The following is a 16,045-nucleotide window of genomic DNA, read 5'->3' on the forward strand; positions in this document are numbered from 1 at the left end:
CCAGGACCACAACACCCCCGACGCCATGTACGCCGAGGCCGGCCTCGACGCCGCCGGCATCCTCCAGACCGTCAGGGCCGCCCTGCCCGAACGGAAGGCGCGCGGCGCCAAGCTCGTCAGCGTCGTCCAGAAGTAGCGTCGTCCCGCACCCCGCGGAGCCCAGGGCTCCGCGGGGTCGAACCGAGGCTTACTTGATCACCGCGCAGGCGATGCGGGCGCCGGCACCGCCGATGGGCTGCGTGGTGTGATCGTCCTCGTTGGCGTGGATGATCAGGGCCGAGCCGTCACCGTCCTTGAGAGCGCCCTCGCCGGTCAGCGGCGTCTCGCTCGACACCTCCGCGTTCACCGATCCGTCGGCATTGGCGAAGACGTTCGGCAGGTCGCCCTCGTCCGGACCCTCCGGATTGAGCAGGCCGTGCTTGCTCTGGTCGTGGTTCACGTGGGCCTTCGACTTCTCGAACTTCGCGGTGTCCGAGCAATCGCCCACGGCGTGGAAGTGGATGCCGTGCCAGCCGGGGGGCAGGCCGCCGGGCTGGATCGTCACGCGCATGACCAGGGAACTCGCGCCGTCACGGATCATGATCTTGCCGATGGGCTCGCCCTTCCCGTTCTGAATCGGGCTCTCGAAGGTCTGCGGGGCCGCGGGGGGCGCTGCCTCCGCGGGCGCCGCCGGGGCGGTCTGCGCGAGGGCCGCCTGGGCGGCGAAGGCCGTGCTGGCCGCAAGGGCAAGGACCGACGGAAGTCGTCTCATGAAATGGCTCTCCTCTCCACGCCGGATACGCCGGTGGAGCGTCAACGAAGATGGTCGCGGGGCGCTCCACGGCAATGCCGGGCGGCCCGACCTTTCCCATGCCTGGACCGGTGAGGCCAGATGCCGGACCCCCGGGCCGGCGCGAACAGCTGTGTCCTGCGGCACCCGGATGGTTGCGGTCCGTGGACGAACTCTTAAGGTTTCGCTAAGTTTCCCGTCACGGGGCCAATCTCGGCGCCCGATTCACCAAGTCTCCGCTGGTGGATGGGCCGCAGATCTTGGCGCGGCATTAACATTGACTGCAGCGTAAGACTCGTTGGGAGGTTCCCATGACGTTCGCCGCCCCTCGCCGCCTCGGGTTCCTCGCTCTGGTGCTGGGTCTCCTGCCCGCCCTGGCCCACGCGCAGACGCCGCCGTCATCCGCATCCGGCCGGACCTGGACCGACCCACCACCCCGGGGGACCGCCGAGTCCACATCCCCGGTCACCACGCCCGCGGCGACCCCGGAGGCGCCCAAGCCGTCGGCGGCGCCTGCCGAAACCCGGCGCTCGACGCATGCGGCGGTCCGGACGCCGAAGAGCGCGCGCGAGACGCGTGCGCGTGGGAATACCGAAGCACGCGTTCGGGTCGCGCGCCCGGCGGCGTCCCCGTCGCGTCGTCCTGCCGTCCGGACGGTGGCGCGGGTCCAGGAGCACCGGGACCCCGTCGTCCGGCGCGTGATGACGCGGCCGCCGGTGATTCGCTACAGCTACGGCGTCGTCCCGGAATCGACCGGTCCGTTCGTGTACGAGGACGACCGGGCCCGCCGGATCCGCCAGGCCCAGGAGGCCGGCTACCTCGTGGTGCGGTCCCGCAGCGTCGAGTTCCCCGATGGCCGGCGCCTGCGCACCTATCGCCCCTACGAGGAGGAGAGCGAGGACTAGGACTCGCTCGGCGCCGCAAACGAAAACCCCGCCGGGGGGACCGGCGGGGTTGGGGTCGTCGTGCGATCGAGGGTCTGCGGATCAGCGCAGGCGGCCGGGCCGGGCCGGCTCGAACACGATGCGGCGGTGGAAGGCGCACCAGCTCTTGCCGTCGGGCGCCGGGGCGCCGCAGCAGACGGCGCGGTCGTTGGGCTCGCCGATGATGAATTTGCACACGAAGGCACCGGACTGCGCGAACGGCACCCGCAGCTCGGCGGAGGGCTCGGCGATGGCATCGGCCTCGCCGACCTGTGACATGCGGACAAGCTGGTTCATGGATCGGATGACTCGCGGACTGGCTTTCGCGGGCGGGGCCCAGCGGAGTGTGACGGATCGGGAGCGTGTCGCCTTCGGGAGGGCCTCTCCCCTGCATGGACACAGCGGGCGACCCGCGGACATGAATGGGAAGAATCGCGGACCTTGAGCAGGTCGGAAGCGCGGCCAAACCGGACGCGACAGCGTCATGATGCTGTTATATCTGGGGTTTGCCCCTCGGCAAACAAGTGCTGACGCATGCGTGTGTTGCAGCGCACAGGTTTCGGGCCGCTTGCTTAAGGGGCTCCAGGCTGCTTCGGCGGCCATTACGAATCACAGATGGGTTTCATCCCGGCCAATGCCAGGAGGCTCGTGGCTGTCATCGTCCTGAGACAGGACCGTCATACAGCCGGGATGTGCGGGGATCGTGCCGGGATCGACCCGCCGCGGCGATCGCCCTGTCGGGAGACCCCAATCATGGCCGAAATCATGGCTGATGCGATCGCCCCCGGACTTCGCCCAGCGCCGCAGGCGGAGCCGGGCCGCCGCCCCGGCCCGAACCTCGACGGCAGCATCCACGTCTCGGGACTCGTGGCCTTCGCCCTCGTCCTCCTGGGCGGCCTCGCCTATGCGGGCTACAGCCTGGTCCACGACATGAACGCGGTCGGCGAGACGCCGCTCGCGATCGGGGCCTTCGCCCTCCTGGCCCTGGCCCTCCTGATCGCCCTGGCCTTCGAGTTCGTGAACGGCTTCCACGACACCGCCAACGCGGTGGCGACGGTGATCTACACCCACGCGCTGCCGCCGGTGGTGGCGGTGATCTGGTCCGGCGCCTTCAACTTCCTCGGCGTCATGCTGTCCTCCGGCGCGGTGGCCTACGCCATCGTCACCCTGCTGCCGGTGGAGCTGATCCTGCAGGTCGGCTCCTCCGCCGGCTACGCGATGATCTTCGCGCTGCTGATCGCCGCGATCCTGTGGAACCTCGGCACCTGGGCGCTGGGCCTGCCGAACTCCTCCTCCCACGCCCTGATCGGCTCGGTCATCGGCGTCGGCCTCGCCAACCAGCTGATGGCGCCCGAGGGCCAGGGCACCTCCGGCGTCGAGTGGGGACAGGCCGTGAAGGTGCTGGAGGGGCTGCTGTTCTCCCCCGTCCTCGGCTTCGTCCTGGCCGCCCTGCTGCTGCTGCTCATGAAGGCGGTGGTCCGGCGCCGGGACCTCTACGAGGCCCCCGCGGGCGAGGCCCCGCCCCCGCTCTGGATCCGCGGCCTCCTCATCCTCACCTGCACCCTGGTGTCGTTCTTCCACGGCGGCAACGACGGCCAGAAGGGCATGGGCCTGATCATGCTGATCCTGATCGGCGCCGCCCCCACCGCCTATGCCCTGAACCGCACCATGTCGGACGACATGACGCCGGTCTTCGTGCAGCAGTCGCGGGACGCCAGCGCGGTGTTCGCCGCCCGGGCCGCGGGCGCGGCCCGTCCCGATGCCGCGGCTGCCCGCGGGCAGGTCAGCGAGGCCCTGCGCACCAAGGCGCTGAACACCCCCGCCGTCTACGCGGCGCTGGCTGCCCTCTCGGACGACATCGCCGCCTCGGTGCAGCGCCACGGTACGATCCGCCAGGTGCCGGCCGCCGCGACCCCCAACCTGCGCAACGACATGTACCTCGCCGCCGACGCGGTGCGGCTGCTGCCGGCCGCCGGCGCCGGCTTCCCGGAGGCCGAGGCCAAGACCCTCAAGGCCTACGAGGGCCTGCTCAACGACGGCACCCGCTACATCCCCACCTGGGTGAAGGTCTGCGTCGCCCTCGCCCTCGGCCTCGGCACCATGGTGGGCTGGAAGCGGATCGTCGTCACGGTGGGCGAGCGGATCGGCAAGACCCACCTCACCTACGCCCAGGGCGCCTCGGCCGAGATGGTGGCCGCCGGCACCATCGGGCTGGCCGAGCTCTACGGCCTGCCCGTCTCCACCACCCATATCCTGTCGAGCGGCGTCGCCGGCACCATGGCGGCCAACGGCTCGGGCCTGCAGGTCGCCACCGTGCGCAACATGGCGCTCGCCTGGGTGCTGACCCTGCCGGCGGCCATCACCCTGGCGGGCGGATTGTTCTTCATCCTGCGGCACCTGTTCTGAGGACAGGTGCGTCCCGCCCTCCCGGTCGCGCGGCGGGCGGATGGATGGGAGGGGCGGATGCCCGTCGGGGGATGGAAGCGGGCGGAGGGCTCGTCCCCCCTCCGGCGCCGCCTCCCGCGTGGCCGGAGCCGGCAGGGCCCCGCTTTCTTGAGGTCGCGCGGCGCTGCGTGTAGGTCGGGGACAGGCTCGATCCGGTTCGGACGGCCGCCAGGGACTCCATGCGCGTCTTCGTCACCGACACCGCCGGCCTGATCGGCGACCCTCTCGCACGGCCCCTCCTCGCGGCGGACCACCCGGTCACGGGCCCTGACGGCGTCAGCGACGATGGCGGCGTCACCCGCATGCGCGCGCGCCGCGCCGGCCGCGTCTGCACGTCCGATAGCGTGGGAACGCCTGCGGGGTGTCACCGCCTGGTCGCCTGCGCCGGCTCGGCCCCCGGCGGCACCCTGCCCGGCCGTTCCCGCGCGTTCGACCCCCTCCTCGCGAGGCCGCCGACCCGCGACGCCGCCCCTCGCGGGGCCTGAATGCCCTCACCCGTCCCGCCTGCGTTCCCCCCCGCCTGCGTTCCCCGCGCGTCCGCTCCGCCCGGCGCCGCGATGCCGCCACAAGCCACGAGCCCGATGACCTCCAGACCCCTTCCGCCGCGGCGCCGCCCCCGCTCCGGTCCGATCCGCCGCCGTCCGGGGCACCGGCCATGATGGCCCTGCGCTCCACCGCCCTGGCGGCGGCCGGGCTCCTCGCCTTCCTGCTGTTCTGGGAGGCGATGCCGCGCCTCGGCCTGATCAACCCGGCCTTCCTGCCGCCGCCGAGCACGATCCCGGCCGCCTTCCTCAACGAGGTGCGCCTCGGCGTCTGGGGCGAGGCGGTTCTGTCGAGCCTCAGCCACTACGTGACCGGCCTCTGCGTCGGCGCGGGGGCGGGCATCGCGCTCGGTCTCCTCAGCGGCATGTTCCGCGGATTCGAAGCGGCGACCGCCTGGATCGTGCGCCTGCTGCGGCCGATTCCCGGTCTGGCCTGGGTGCCGTTCGCCATCATCTGGTTCGGCGTCCAGCCGGAGGCCGCCGTCTTCATCATCGCCATCGGCGTGTTCTGGATCGTGTTCTTCGCGACGCAGGGGGCGGTGCGCGGGGTCGACCGCGACCTGATCGAGGTGGCCCAGGCCTTCGGCTTCGGCTCGCCCTGGTCCCGGCTCACCAAGATCCTGCTCCCGGCCGCGACCCCGGGCATCCTCGTGGGCCTGCGCACGGCCCTGGGCCAGGCCTGGATGGCGGTGGTGGCCGCCGAGATCTTCGGCGTGCCCGGCGTCGGCGCCCGGATGATGCAGGCCTCGAGCCTGCTCTCCACCGACATCGTCGTCGTCTACATGCTCACCATGGCCGCCCTCTACGGCCTGTTCGACACGGCCTTCGTCGCCCTCCAGGGGTGGCTCCTACGGTGGCGCGCCTGAGATGTCCGACCCGATCATTTCCATCGCGGGCCTGAGCCTCGCCTACGAGCGCGCCGGCACCCGGACCGTCATCCTGCAGGACCTCGACCTCGACGTGGTCCGCGGCGAGTTCCTCGTCATCGTCGGCGAATCCGGCGTCGGCAAGTCCACGGTCCTGCGGGTGCTGATCGGGCTGGCCGAGCCGAGCGCCGGCACCGTGCGCCTCCAGGCCCGCCCCGACTGCCGCACGCCCATGGCCCTGGTCTTCCAGGATGCGCGGCTGCTGCCCTGGCGCCGGGTCATCGCCAACGTGGCCTTCGGGCTCGAGGGCAGCGGCCTGTCCAAGGCCGAGCGCCTGGCCAAGGCGCAGGCGATGCTCGACCTCGTGGGACTCGGCGATCTCGGCCAGCGCTGGCCGCACCAGCTCTCCGGCGGCCAGCGCCAACGCGTCGCCATCGCCCGGGCGCTCGCCGTCGACCCGGACGTGCTCCTCATGGACGAGCCGTTCTCGGCGCTCGACAGCTTCACCCGCGAGGGGCTGCAGGACGAATTGCAGCGCATCCAGGCGGCGACGGGCAAGACCATCCTGTTCGTCACCCACGACATCGACGAGGCCGTGACTCTCGCCGACCGGGTCGTCGTGCTCGCCGGCAGCCCCGGCCGGCTGGCGGCCGAGATGCCCGTGACGGTGCCCCGGCCCCGCCGCCGCCGCGACGCCGCCCTGCAGGAGGCGGCCCGGCAATTGCGGATGGAACTGTCGAACCGCTCGGCGGAGCTCTGAGGCGACGGGGCGAACGCCGGGTGCGAAAAGGGTCGCGGGCGCGGCCGTTGCCATCGGTCGCCCGGCGCTCTACCCCGCTGGGAGACACCCGTTCGCTTCGAGGATCAGGCCGATGCGCCGCCGCACCCGCTCGCTGATCGGCACGATCGTGATGCTGGCCTTCATCATCATCTACGCGCCGCTGGCTATGGCGCTGGCCGACAGCCGGATCTCCGAGACCCCGGCGCCCGTGCAGGCGGTGCTCTATGCCCTGCTCGGCATCGCCTGGATCTTCCCGCTGATGCCGCTGATCAGCTGGATGGGCAGGAACGACGCCGAGGATCGGGGCTGACGGCGCGGGACCCGGGGAGAACCCCCGGACCGGCCAGAAAACGTCGTCCGGCGTCGGGTTTTCGCCGCACTCGCGCGCCAGACACGCGCCGTGTCATTCGTTAAAAGGCCGTCGTCCCGCTCAATGCCACGCCTGTGCACGCCCTCGCTTCTGCTCGGCCTCGCGATCCTGTCGGCCCTCCCCCTCCTGGCGGTGCGTCCGGCGCAGGCGCAAGGGGCGCCCCGCTCGGTCTCCGACTGTGAGCGCCTGAAGAACGACCTCGCCTACAACCAGTGCCTCGCCATGTTCGGCCCGGCCGCCAAGAACGTCGCCGGCGGCGTGTCCGCCGGTGCCGCCACGGCCTCGGCCGAGGTCGCCAACGCGCTGGCGGCGATCCCCCAGAGCCTCGCCGCGAGCGCCGCGGCGACGGGGGCGGCAATCGCCTCCATCGGTCATCGCACGCGGCGCGGGCGCCATGCCCGCCACGGCCGTCAGAGCGCCAGCTTCGCCATCGCGGGCGGCGAGAGCCGTTCCTATCGCCGCCACCGCCGCCGGCGCTGAGCGCGCCGCCGGCGACAACGGTGCGCCGCCCTCTGCGCCGGCGCCGAGCGCGTCAGGCGACGTTGAGCCGGCGGCCCCGGTTCCAGGCCAGGAACGGCACCCCCGAGAGCAGGGCCGAGAGCGCGGCCTCCGTCTGGTGGTGGCCGTTCACCGAGACCCGCGGCAGCGCGTGCAGGTGGTCCGCATGGGCCGCGAAGAGATGGCCCGGCCGGGTCGTCACCGCCGTGGCGAAGCCGAGTTCGCGGGCGAGGGCGAAGTCGCGCGGGCCGGCCGAGGTCGGATCGCCCACCGGGTAGGACAGGTGCGGGACCGGACGGCCGAGCTCGGCCGCGATCCGCGCCCGCCCCTCCGCGATCTCCCGGCGCGCCACCGCCGCGTCGTGCTTGGCCAGCATCGGGTGGCTGATCGTGTGGGCGCCGAAGGTGACGAGCGGATCGCGGCCGAGGCTCCGCAACTCGGACCAGGACAGGCAGAGCCCGCCGGCCATGCACCCCGGGGCCAGGCCGGCCTCGGCACAGAGATCGGCGATGACCGCGAGGAGCCGCGCTTCCGGGCCTGACCGCAGCTGGCGGTAGACCCGGTCGAAGGCCGCCGATTTCTCGCGTGCCTGGCGTGCCGGCAGGTCGAGCCCCGCCTCGGGCACCCGGACCCGGTCGAGGCGGCGGATCGCCTCCTCCAGCTCGAGCCACCACAGGCGCCCCTGCCCGCTCGCGAAGTCGCTGGTGACGAACAGCGTCCAGGGCGCTCCGTGCCGCCGCAGGATCGGGGCGGCGTGCTCGGCATTGTCGCGGTAGCCGTCGTCGAAGGTGAACACCACGAAGGGACGCCCACCCGCGGCGAGGCGTGCCGGCAGGGCGTCGAGGCCGATGATCTCGAAGCCGCGCCGGCGCACCAGCGCCAGGGTCCGGTCGAGGAAATCCGGGGTGATCGCCAGGAGCCCGTTGGGGTCGTAGGAGTCCGGCCGGTCGGGGCGGACGTGGTGGAAGGTCAGGATCAGTCCGCGCCCGCGCGCCACCGGCCCGAGCCAGAGGTCCGCCCGGCTCGCCGCGATGGCCCGGAAGCCGGCCGCGAACAGGCGGTGACGTCGGCTCAAGGGGGGCGGAGGGGCGGGTCGCGGGGCAGCAGGCTGGGGCGCGGCGGTCTCAGGAGCGGACATGGTGAATCCGTTTCGGCGTCGCCGCAGGGGACCACGCCAACTGGCAAGGTTTCGTTACCCACGCGCGCAGACAGGGGCAGCGTGTCGCTCCGTCGTCACCGCCGGGTTAAGGGCTGCGGGGTCAGGGTCGGCCCAGCAGTCTGGCGGATCCCGATCCGCCGGTCCCCGAGATTGATGGCAAGGATGATGGGATGGCCGTTCTCGCCCATGAACTGACCGGAGCCGGAGCGATGCGCGCGCGGGTGCGGCACGGCCTCGCCGCGGAGGTCTTCCCCGATCTGGCCGCCGCCGAGGCCCTGTGGCGGTCCCTGGAGGCCGATCCGGCCGTCCTGGCCACGCCCTACCAGCGCTTCGACTGGGTCGCGGCCTTCGCCCGGACCGCGCCGGGCGCGGACCTGCGGATCGTGGTCCTGCGCGACGCCGCCGGGCGTCCCCGCGTGCTCCTCCCCCTCGTGGTCGCCCGCGAGGGCGGGGCGACCGTGGCCCGGGTCGTGGGCGAGAAGCACGCCAACTACCACATGCCGCTCTTCGCCTCGCGCGAGGCGGCGGCGATGCCGCCGGAGGACCTCGCCGAGGCCCTGCACCGGTTCGGCCGGGACGCCGGGATCGACGTCTTCGCCCTCTCGCACCAGCCCCGCTTCTGGGACGGCGCGGCCAATCCCCTGCATCACCGGGCCGAGCCCGCCCCGAGCGACGCCTACGGGCTGATCCTCGGCCCCGATCCGGAGTCGACCCTGAAGCGCGTCTTCAGCAGCGATGCCCGCAAGAAGCTGCGCGCCAAGGAGCGCAAGCTGGTGGAGGCTTTCGGTCCCGTAGCCTGCCGGCGCGCCGAGACCCCCGAGGACGCGGAGCGCGTCCTCGCCGCCTTCTACGTCCAGAAGGCCGCGCGCTTCGCCGCCATGGGTCTCGCCGACCCCTATGCCGATCCGGCGGTGCGGGATTTCCTCGCCCGGGCGGCCTCCCCGGCGGGCGGGTCGGCGATCGAGGTGACGTCCCTCGTCGCCACCGAGACCGGGCGCATCTTCGCGGTCTTCGCCGGGGCGGTCGACGCCCAGCGCTACAGCGGCATGTTCACCGCCTTCGACGCCGACCCGGCGGTGAGCCGCTCGAGCCCCGGCGACATCCTGCTGCACCACCTGATCGGCGACCAGACGGCCCGGGGCCGGCGGACCTTCGACCTCGGCGTCGGCGAGGCCCGCTACAAGAGCAGCATCTGCGACGAGACCATCGCGCTCGGCGAGGTCGTCCTGCCGGTGACCCTGCGCGGCCAGGCCTTCGCCCTCCGGACCCGCGCGGTCGCCCGCCTCAAGCGCCGCATCAAGCGCGACCCGCGCCTGATGGCCTTGGTGACGCGCCTGCGCCGGCGCCGGGCGGTGGCGGAGTAGCGGTCCCGCCGAACGCGCGGCACCGCCCTTCCGCGGATGCGGGGGCGGTGCCGGGGGGTGCGACGATCGGGCGTGGCCGGGTTCAGGCGGCCGAGAGGCGCAGGGGCATCGCGTCCTCGGCGAAGACGGGCGCCTCGGGGGCCAGGGCCGCGGCGGCCTGATCCTGGGCCACCAGGATCTGGCCGGCGCCGGACGCCTCGGCCAGGGCGTAGAGGCCGAGGAGGTCGGCATCCTCGGGGTCGCGGTCCGAGGCGATGATCGCCGTATCCATCTGGCTGCCCGCCACCGCCAGGATGTCGCGGGCGGTGCGGGCCTGCGGCGTGCCGAGGCGGCACACCACCCAGTCATAGGCCTGGGCCAGGGCGTCGAGGGTGATCGCCAGGGCCTGCGGCTCCTCGGCCAGGACCGCCGCGTCGACGAAGCCCCGCGGAATCGCATGCAGGCGCGAGCCGGGGATCGACTGGATCACGTCGAGGAAGGCGGCCTCGCCGGCCACCAGGTCGGTGAGGCCGACATCGTCCGCACCGCAGGCGGGGCCGTTGAGATCGAGCACCACGACGCTCGCGCCGGTCGCGAGGCTGCTGCCGAGGCTGACGGCGAGGCCCGCCTCCCGGTGCCTGGCCGGCACGGCCTCGATCACCAGGACGGCGCGGCCGGCGCCGGACCGGGCCGGACCCGCGCCGGTGCGCAGGCGGGCGATGAGCGGGTCGAGGGCGTAGGCACCCGCATCGGTGGCGGTTTCGGCGGAAATCTCGGCAGAGGTCGCGACTGAAGTGTCGGCGGGGGTCTGGACGGCCTCGGTCCGTGCCGGGGCGAGGGTCGGCCGGGTGGGCGCCGCCTCGGCCGTCGGGGCCGCGCCGGCGGCCATCAGCGGGGCGGCGTCGGAGCTGCCGGCCTGCGCCGTGGCGCTGGCGCCCTGCCGCGCCAGGGCGAGGGAGGCTTCGGGGAAGGCGAAGGGCTGGCGGCCATAGGCGGGGCGCTCCGCCTCCGCCTCGGACTCCTCCTCGCGCCGGCGGCGGCGGCCCGGGCCGTCGGGATCGCCGAGGAGGTGGTGGGCGATGACGCCGCCCATGGAGAACAGCAGGCCGAGCACCGCCGCCAGGAGGACGATCGGCAGCTTCTTCGGGAAGGACGGCGTCTCGGGAGTGATGGCGCGCGAGACCACGCGGGCATCGGCCGGGGCGGCGCTCTCGGCGTCGCGGGCCGAGGCCTCGCGGTAGCGGGCGAGGTAGGATTCGAGCTGCTCGCGCTGGGCCTTCGCCTCGCGCTCCAGGGCGCGCAGCTGGACCTCGCTGGAATTGCCCTTCGAGACCACCTCGCGCTGCGCGTCCACCGCCGCACCCAGGCTCTCGACCCGGGCCTCGGCGATGCGGGCATCGTTCTCCAGGGTGCGGACCACGCGCTCGGCGGTGGCCTTGATCTGGGCGTCGAGGTCGGAGATCTGCGCGGTCAGTTCCTTGATGCGCGGATGGGCGGACAGGAGGGTCCGGGATTCCAGGGCGAGCTGGTTGCGCAGGGTGATGCGCTGCTCGACGGTGCGCCGGATGATCTCGTTGTTGGCGACGTCCGGGATCTCGAAGGCGCGGCCGTCCTTGATCATCTCCTTGATCAGCTTGGCGCGTCCGGCGAGGTCGGCCTTGGCGGTGCGGGCCTGGGAGAGCTGGGTCGAGAGCTCGCCGAGCTGCTGGGCGCCGAGGGGCTGGCCGCTGGCGCCGCCGGTGGCGATCAGCCCATGGCTGGCGCGATAGGTCTCGACCTTGGCCTCGGCCTCGGCGACCCGGGTGCGCAACGTCTCGATGTTGCCGCCGAGCCAGGTCGAGGCGTAGCGGGCGGTGTCGGTCTTGGCCGCGTCGAGGGAGGCGATGTAGAGCTCGGCGATGGTGTTGGCCGCCTGGGCCGCGAGGTGCGCGTCCTTCGAGCGGAACTCCACCGTGAGGATGCGCGACTTGCCGGCCGGGTAGACGGTCAGGCGGTCGAAGTAGGTCTCCAGCATCCGCTCCTCGGGCGGACGCTCCATCGGGTTCTTGGCCAGCCCGATCATCATCAGGGCGCGCTGGAGCGGGCCGAAGCCGGCGACGCCGGGATCGAACTCCGCATTGCCCGCCAGGGACAGCCGGCGGATCGCCTCGCGGGCGAGATCCCGCGACATCACCACCTGCACCTGGCTCGCCACCGCCTGCTCGTCGATGGGCTGGGGCTGCTCGCCACGTTCCTGGGCGGTGCGGGTGTAGGGCGTGTCGCGGCTCTCCAGCAGGATCTTCGCCTCGCCGGTGTAGCGCGGCGAGACCACCTGCACGAAGGCGATGGCGCCGATGGTGACCAGGGCGGTCGGAACGACGATCCAGCGCCAGGACCGGCGTAGCACGCCTGCGAGCTGAGACAGCCCCAAGCCCTCGCTACCGGCAGGGGACGCATCGCGCGTGGGCTCGAACAGCGAAGAGCGGGGCATGGCTCGATCTTTACGCAAGGCAAGGATGTCGACCGCGAAGAGGCCGGCTTTCCACGACTAGACCGGCTTAAGGTTGACCGGACGTTAAGAACCGCGCGTTTCGTGCGGGCCGGTGCGGGACGTCAGTCTTCGTTAACCATATCGGCTTAGGGCTGGAGTCGAATTCTCCTCACGACGGCAGTAGTGATGAACCGGCGATCACTCCTCTTAGCTCTTACGTCGAGCCTCGCGCTCGGCGGCTGCCTGCGCCCGGATTTCCGGACCGATCAGCTCGACACGACGGGCACCGGCTCCATCGGTGCACGCTACACCCTCTCCGCCGGCGACCGCCTCCGGGTCATCGTCTTCGGCCAGGACAACCTCTCCAACATCTACGCGGTCGACGGGGCCGGCAACATCGCCATGCCGCTCATCGGTCTCGTGAAGGTCGGCGGCCAGCCCACCAGCCAGGCCGCGCGGACGATCGAGGCCAAGCTCTCGGCCGGCTTCGTGCGCGAGCCCCACGTCACCGTGGAGGTGGACGCCTACCGGCCGTTCTACATCCTCGGCGAGGTCACCACCTCGGGCCAATACCCCTACGTCAACGGCATGGCGGTGGAGACCGCGGTGGCCATCGCCGCCGGCTTCGGTCCCCGCGCCGCCCGCGACTACGCCGTGCTCACCCGCGAGGGCCGGGACGGCCTGGTCTCCGGCATCGTGCCGATGACCTACCCGGTGCGCCCCGGTGACACCATCGTGATCAAGGAACGCTTCTTCTGAGAGCCCGCCTCCCGGCCGCGGCCGGATGCGAACGATGCTGCCGGGGCGGTTAGGACTCGCCTAACCGAATCGAGAACTATTCCGCTGATCCGGGCCTTCGCACGCCGCGGCGCGAGCCCGGCCTTAACGGTCCACGCACCGGTGGCGCCCCAAGGTCTCCCGACGGACGAGCGGCCGGGCCGCTCGCGCTACGGTGCGTGGAGCAGCTGTCGTGAACGCGTTCCCTCTCGGTCAGTCCGGTGCCAGCGGCCCGGGCGCGGCCCTCAGCGCCGCCTCGGGCGGCCTCCCGGCCCAGCGCATCCTGCACGTGTTCCGCGCGCCCGTGGGCGGACTGTTCCGGCACGTGGTCGATCTCGCCCGCCTGCAGGCCTCGGCGGGCCACCAGGTCGGCCTCGTCTGCGACGCCTCCACCGGCGGCGAGCGCGCCGCGCAGGCCCTGGCCGAGCTCGCGCCCTGCCTCGCCCTCGGCATCACCCGCCTGCCGATGCGGCGCAACCCGCATCCCTCCGACCTGGCGGCGCTTCGCACCATCGCCCGGCGCGCCGCGGCGGTGGGGGCCACCGTCCTGCACGGGCACGGGGCCAAGGGCGGCGTCTACGCCCGCATGGCCGTGGTGCCCGGCCCCGCGCCGATCCGCGCCTATACGCCCCATGGGGGCAGCTACAACTACAAGCCCGGCACCCTGCGCCACCGGTTCTACATGGGCCTCGAGCGCCTGATGGGCCTGCGCACCGACGTCTTCCTCTTCGAGAGCGAGTACGTCGCCGGGCGCCACCGGGCCTATGCGGGGGACCCGCGCCGCATCACCCGCATCGTCCATAACGGGATCAGCGAGGCGGAATTCGCCCCCATCGTGCCGGCCGCGGAGCGGGTCGACCTCGTCTATATCGGCGAGTTGCGCGACGCCAAGGGCGTGCCCTTCCTCCTCGACGCGCTCCTGCGCCTGCGCGCCGCGGGCCGCCCCCTGCGGCTGCTCATGGTGGGCTCCGGCCCCGATTCCGCCGTCCTGGCCGATCGCGTGGTGGCGATGGGCCTCGGCGAGGCGGTGTCCTTCGAGCCGCCGCAGGCGATCCGCCCGGTGCTGGCCCGGGGCCGGGTCATGGTGGTGCCCTCGCTGGCCGAGTCCCTGCCCTACGTGGTGCTGGAGGCGGCCGCCGCGTGCCAGCCCCTCGTCGCCACCAATGTCGGAGGCATCCCGGAAATCTTCGGGGCCGCGGCCTCCGACCTGGTGCCGCCCCGCGACGGGCAAGCCCTGGCCGAGGCCATCGCACGGGTCCTCGACGAGGATCCCGAGGCGTCCCGCCAGCGCTTCGAGACCCTGGCGGCCTCGGTCCGGGCCCGCTTCTCCATGACCCGCATGGGCTCCGACGTGCTCTCCGGATACGCCGCGGCCCTGCGCGCCCGGGTTCCCGGCGCCGGCCATGCCGTCGCACCCACGGCTCCGTGATTCCCCGTCGCGGACCTCCGGCCCCGTGACGTCCGTTTCTCCGTCCCGATCCGACCCCCAGCCCCGCTCCCCGTTTCCAAGACGCGTACCCGAGCCCGGAAATCAGCCATGAGCGCCTTCGATGTCCGTGACCTGCTGGAGGCCGCGGGCCGCTTCGGACCCCAGTCCGAGGGTGGTCCGGCCGCGGCGCTGCCGCCCGCCGAGGCGCGGCTGCATCCGGCCGCCCCGAAGCTGCTCTCGCCCGTGGTGCTGGCCGGCTGCGTCCGGATCGGGGAGTTCGCCCTGATCGCCGGGATCGGGATCGCCATTCAGCGCCTGCAGCTCGCCGGGATCGTGCCGCTGCCGCCGCGCTACCTCGCCGCCGCCCTCGGCCTGGCCGCCCTGGCCGTCTGCCTGCTCCAGGCCGCGGGGGCCTACCGCATGGCGGCCTTTCGCACCCTGCGCGGCTCCGCGCTGCGGCTGGTGGGCGCCTGGTCGCTGGCCTTCCTCCTGGTGGCCACCGCCATGGTGTTCGCCAAGATCGCCGACCACTATTCCCGGGTCTGGATGGCCAGCGTGTTCGTCGCCGGCCTCGCCGCCCTCCTGACCGGGCGCTTCGCCCTGGCGCGGTTCATCACCGCCCAGAAGCAGCGCGGCCATTTCGACCGCCGCACCGCCATCGTCGGCGGCGGCCCGGTCGCCGAGGACCTGATCCGCGCCCTCGACGCGGAATCGGAGTCCGGCGTGCGCATCGTCGGCGTGTTCGACGACCGCGGCGACATGCGCTCCGACACGGTGGTGGCGGGATACCCGAAGCTCGGGACCGTAAGCGACCTCGTCGCCTATGCCCGCACCACCCGCCTCGACCTCATCATCTTCACGATCCCGATCGCCGCCGAGGACCGCATCCTGCAGATGCTGGCCAAGCTCTGGGTCCTGCCGATCGACATCCGGCTCTCGGCCCAGGCCTCGAAGCTGCGCCTGCGCCCGCGGGCCTATTCCTATCTCGGCGCGGTGCCGGTGCTCGACATCTTCGACAAGCCGATGGCCGACTGGGACATCGTCGCCAAGAGCATCTTCGACCGGGTAGTCGGCTGCGCGATGCTGGTGGCCCTGGCGCCCATGATGCTGGCGGTCGCCCTGGCGGTGCGCCTGACCTCCACCGGGCCGGTGCTTTTCCGGCAGAAGCGCTACGGCTTCAACAACGAGCTGATCGAGGTCTACAAGTTCCGCTCGATGTACGTGAACCAGAGCGATGCCGGCGCCGCCCGGCTGGTGACCCGGGACGATCCGCGCGTCACGCCCGTGGGCCGCTTCATTCGGAAGACCTCGCTGGACGAGCTGCCGCAGCTCTTCAACGTCATCAAGGGCGAGCTCTCCCTGGTGGGCCCGCGGCCGCACGCCCTCCAGGCCAAGGCCGCCAACACCCTCTACGACCAGGTGGTGGACGGCTACTTCGCCCGCCACAAGGTCAAGCCCGGCATCACCGGCTGGGCCCAGGTCAACGGCTGGCGCGGCGAGACCGACACCAGCGACAAGATCCAGAAGCGCGTCGAGCACGACCTGCACTACATCGAGAACTGGTCGATCCTGTTCGACGTGAAGATCATGCTGGCGACCCCGGTCTCGCTGTTCCGGACCAAGAACGCCTATTGAGGAACGCCCGCCGACGCGGTGGGTCCACCGCCCCCGAA

The 16,045-nt window shown here is 72.5% G+C and carries 15 protein-coding genes; 11 read left to right on the plus strand and 4 right to left on the minus strand.

What is annotated here, in order from left to right; all coding sequences use genetic code 11:
• Positions 1-187: 187 nt before the first annotated feature.
• Positions 188-751 (minus strand): superoxide dismutase family protein, encoded by a 564-nt coding sequence (locus ASF58_RS10670; protein ID WP_055951411.1) that lies wholly within the window; start codon positions 749-751, stop codon positions 188-190.
• Between the two features lie 329 nt (positions 752-1,080).
• On the opposite strand from ASF58_RS10670, the gene ASF58_RS10675 reads away from it, so the two are divergent.
• Positions 1,081-1,674 (plus strand): hypothetical protein, encoded by a 594-nt coding sequence (locus ASF58_RS10675; RefSeq protein ID WP_055951414.1) that lies wholly within the window; start codon positions 1,081-1,083, stop codon positions 1,672-1,674.
• 81 nt (positions 1,675-1,755) lie between these two features.
• Here the strand turns inward: ASF58_RS10675 and ASF58_RS10680 are convergent, their stop codons facing one another.
• On the minus strand, positions 1,756-1,989 hold the full coding sequence (locus ASF58_RS10680) for a GcrA family cell cycle regulator (RefSeq protein ID WP_055951417.1): 234 nt from the start codon (positions 1,987-1,989) through the stop codon (positions 1,756-1,758).
• A 456-nt stretch (positions 1,990-2,445) separates the two neighbouring features.
• On the opposite strand from ASF58_RS10680, the gene ASF58_RS10685 reads away from it, so the two are divergent.
• From ASF58_RS10685 to ASF58_RS10710, 6 genes are all read left to right on the plus strand, one after another.
• Positions 2,446-4,098 (plus strand): inorganic phosphate transporter, encoded by a 1,653-nt coding sequence (locus ASF58_RS10685; protein WP_244477273.1) that lies wholly within the window; start codon positions 2,446-2,448, stop codon positions 4,096-4,098.
• 218 nt (positions 4,099-4,316) lie between these two features.
• Entirely contained in the window at positions 4,317-4,622 is a 306-nt protein-coding gene (locus ASF58_RS10690; RefSeq protein WP_055951420.1) for a hypothetical protein, read from the plus strand.
• A 170-nt stretch (positions 4,623-4,792) separates the two neighbouring features.
• Entirely contained in the window at positions 4,793-5,545 is a 753-nt protein-coding gene (locus ASF58_RS10695; RefSeq protein WP_055951423.1) for an ABC transporter permease, read from the plus strand.
• Position 5,546: 1 nt separating this feature from the next.
• On the plus strand, positions 5,547-6,305 hold the full coding sequence (locus ASF58_RS10700) for an ABC transporter ATP-binding protein (protein WP_055951427.1): 759 nt from the start codon (positions 5,547-5,549) through the stop codon (positions 6,303-6,305).
• A gap of 112 nt (positions 6,306-6,417) precedes the next feature.
• A complete protein-coding gene (locus ASF58_RS10705) occupies positions 6,418-6,636 on the plus strand; it encodes a DUF2842 domain-containing protein (protein ID WP_055951430.1) in 219 nt (72 codons plus the stop codon).
• Positions 6,637-6,759: 123 nt separating this feature from the next.
• The gene (locus ASF58_RS10710) at positions 6,760-7,176 is read left to right on the plus strand and encodes a hypothetical protein (RefSeq protein WP_055951433.1); all 417 of its coding nucleotides are present in this window, start codon (positions 6,760-6,762) and stop codon (positions 7,174-7,176) included.
• 52 nt (positions 7,177-7,228) lie between these two features.
• Here the strand turns inward: ASF58_RS10710 and ASF58_RS10715 are convergent, their stop codons facing one another.
• Positions 7,229-8,332: a polysaccharide deacetylase family protein gene (locus ASF58_RS10715; protein WP_082512992.1), complete on the minus strand. Its 1,104-nt coding sequence runs from the start codon at positions 8,330-8,332 to the stop codon at positions 7,229-7,231.
• Between the two features lie 191 nt (positions 8,333-8,523).
• Here ASF58_RS10715 and ASF58_RS10720 point away from each other — a divergent pair, with 191 nt between their 5' ends.
• Positions 8,524-9,717, plus strand: coding sequence for a GNAT family N-acetyltransferase (locus ASF58_RS10720; protein WP_055951439.1), 1,194 nt, complete (start codon positions 8,524-8,526; stop codon positions 9,715-9,717).
• An 82-nt stretch (positions 9,718-9,799) separates the two neighbouring features.
• Here the strand turns inward: ASF58_RS10720 and ASF58_RS10725 are convergent, their stop codons facing one another.
• On the minus strand, positions 9,800-12,166 hold the full coding sequence (locus ASF58_RS10725; protein ID WP_055951443.1) for an exopolysaccharide transport family protein: 2,367 nt from the start codon (positions 12,164-12,166) through the stop codon (positions 9,800-9,802).
• A gap of 186 nt (positions 12,167-12,352) precedes the next feature.
• Here ASF58_RS10725 and ASF58_RS10730 point away from each other — a divergent pair, with 186 nt between their 5' ends.
• From ASF58_RS10730 to ASF58_RS10740, 3 genes are all read left to right on the plus strand, one after another.
• Positions 12,353-12,925, plus strand: a complete 573-nt coding sequence (locus tag ASF58_RS10730) for a polysaccharide biosynthesis/export family protein (RefSeq protein ID WP_055951446.1) — start codon at positions 12,353-12,355, stop codon at positions 12,923-12,925.
• A 298-nt stretch (positions 12,926-13,223) separates the two neighbouring features.
• Positions 13,224-14,372 carry a glycosyltransferase gene (locus ASF58_RS10735; protein WP_244477279.1) on the plus strand — a complete coding sequence of 383 codons (1,149 nt, stop codon included), beginning with the start codon at positions 13,224-13,226 and terminating at the stop codon, positions 14,370-14,372.
• Positions 14,373-14,480: 108 nt separating this feature from the next.
• The gene (locus ASF58_RS10740) at positions 14,481-16,007 is read left to right on the plus strand and encodes an undecaprenyl-phosphate glucose phosphotransferase (RefSeq protein WP_055951454.1); all 1,527 of its coding nucleotides are present in this window, start codon (positions 14,481-14,483) and stop codon (positions 16,005-16,007) included.
• The last annotated feature ends 38 nt before the right edge of the window (positions 16,008-16,045 follow it).

The organism is Methylobacterium sp. Leaf125 (assembly GCF_001423085.1).
Taxonomy (GTDB): domain Bacteria; phylum Pseudomonadota; class Alphaproteobacteria; order Rhizobiales; family Beijerinckiaceae; genus Methylobacterium.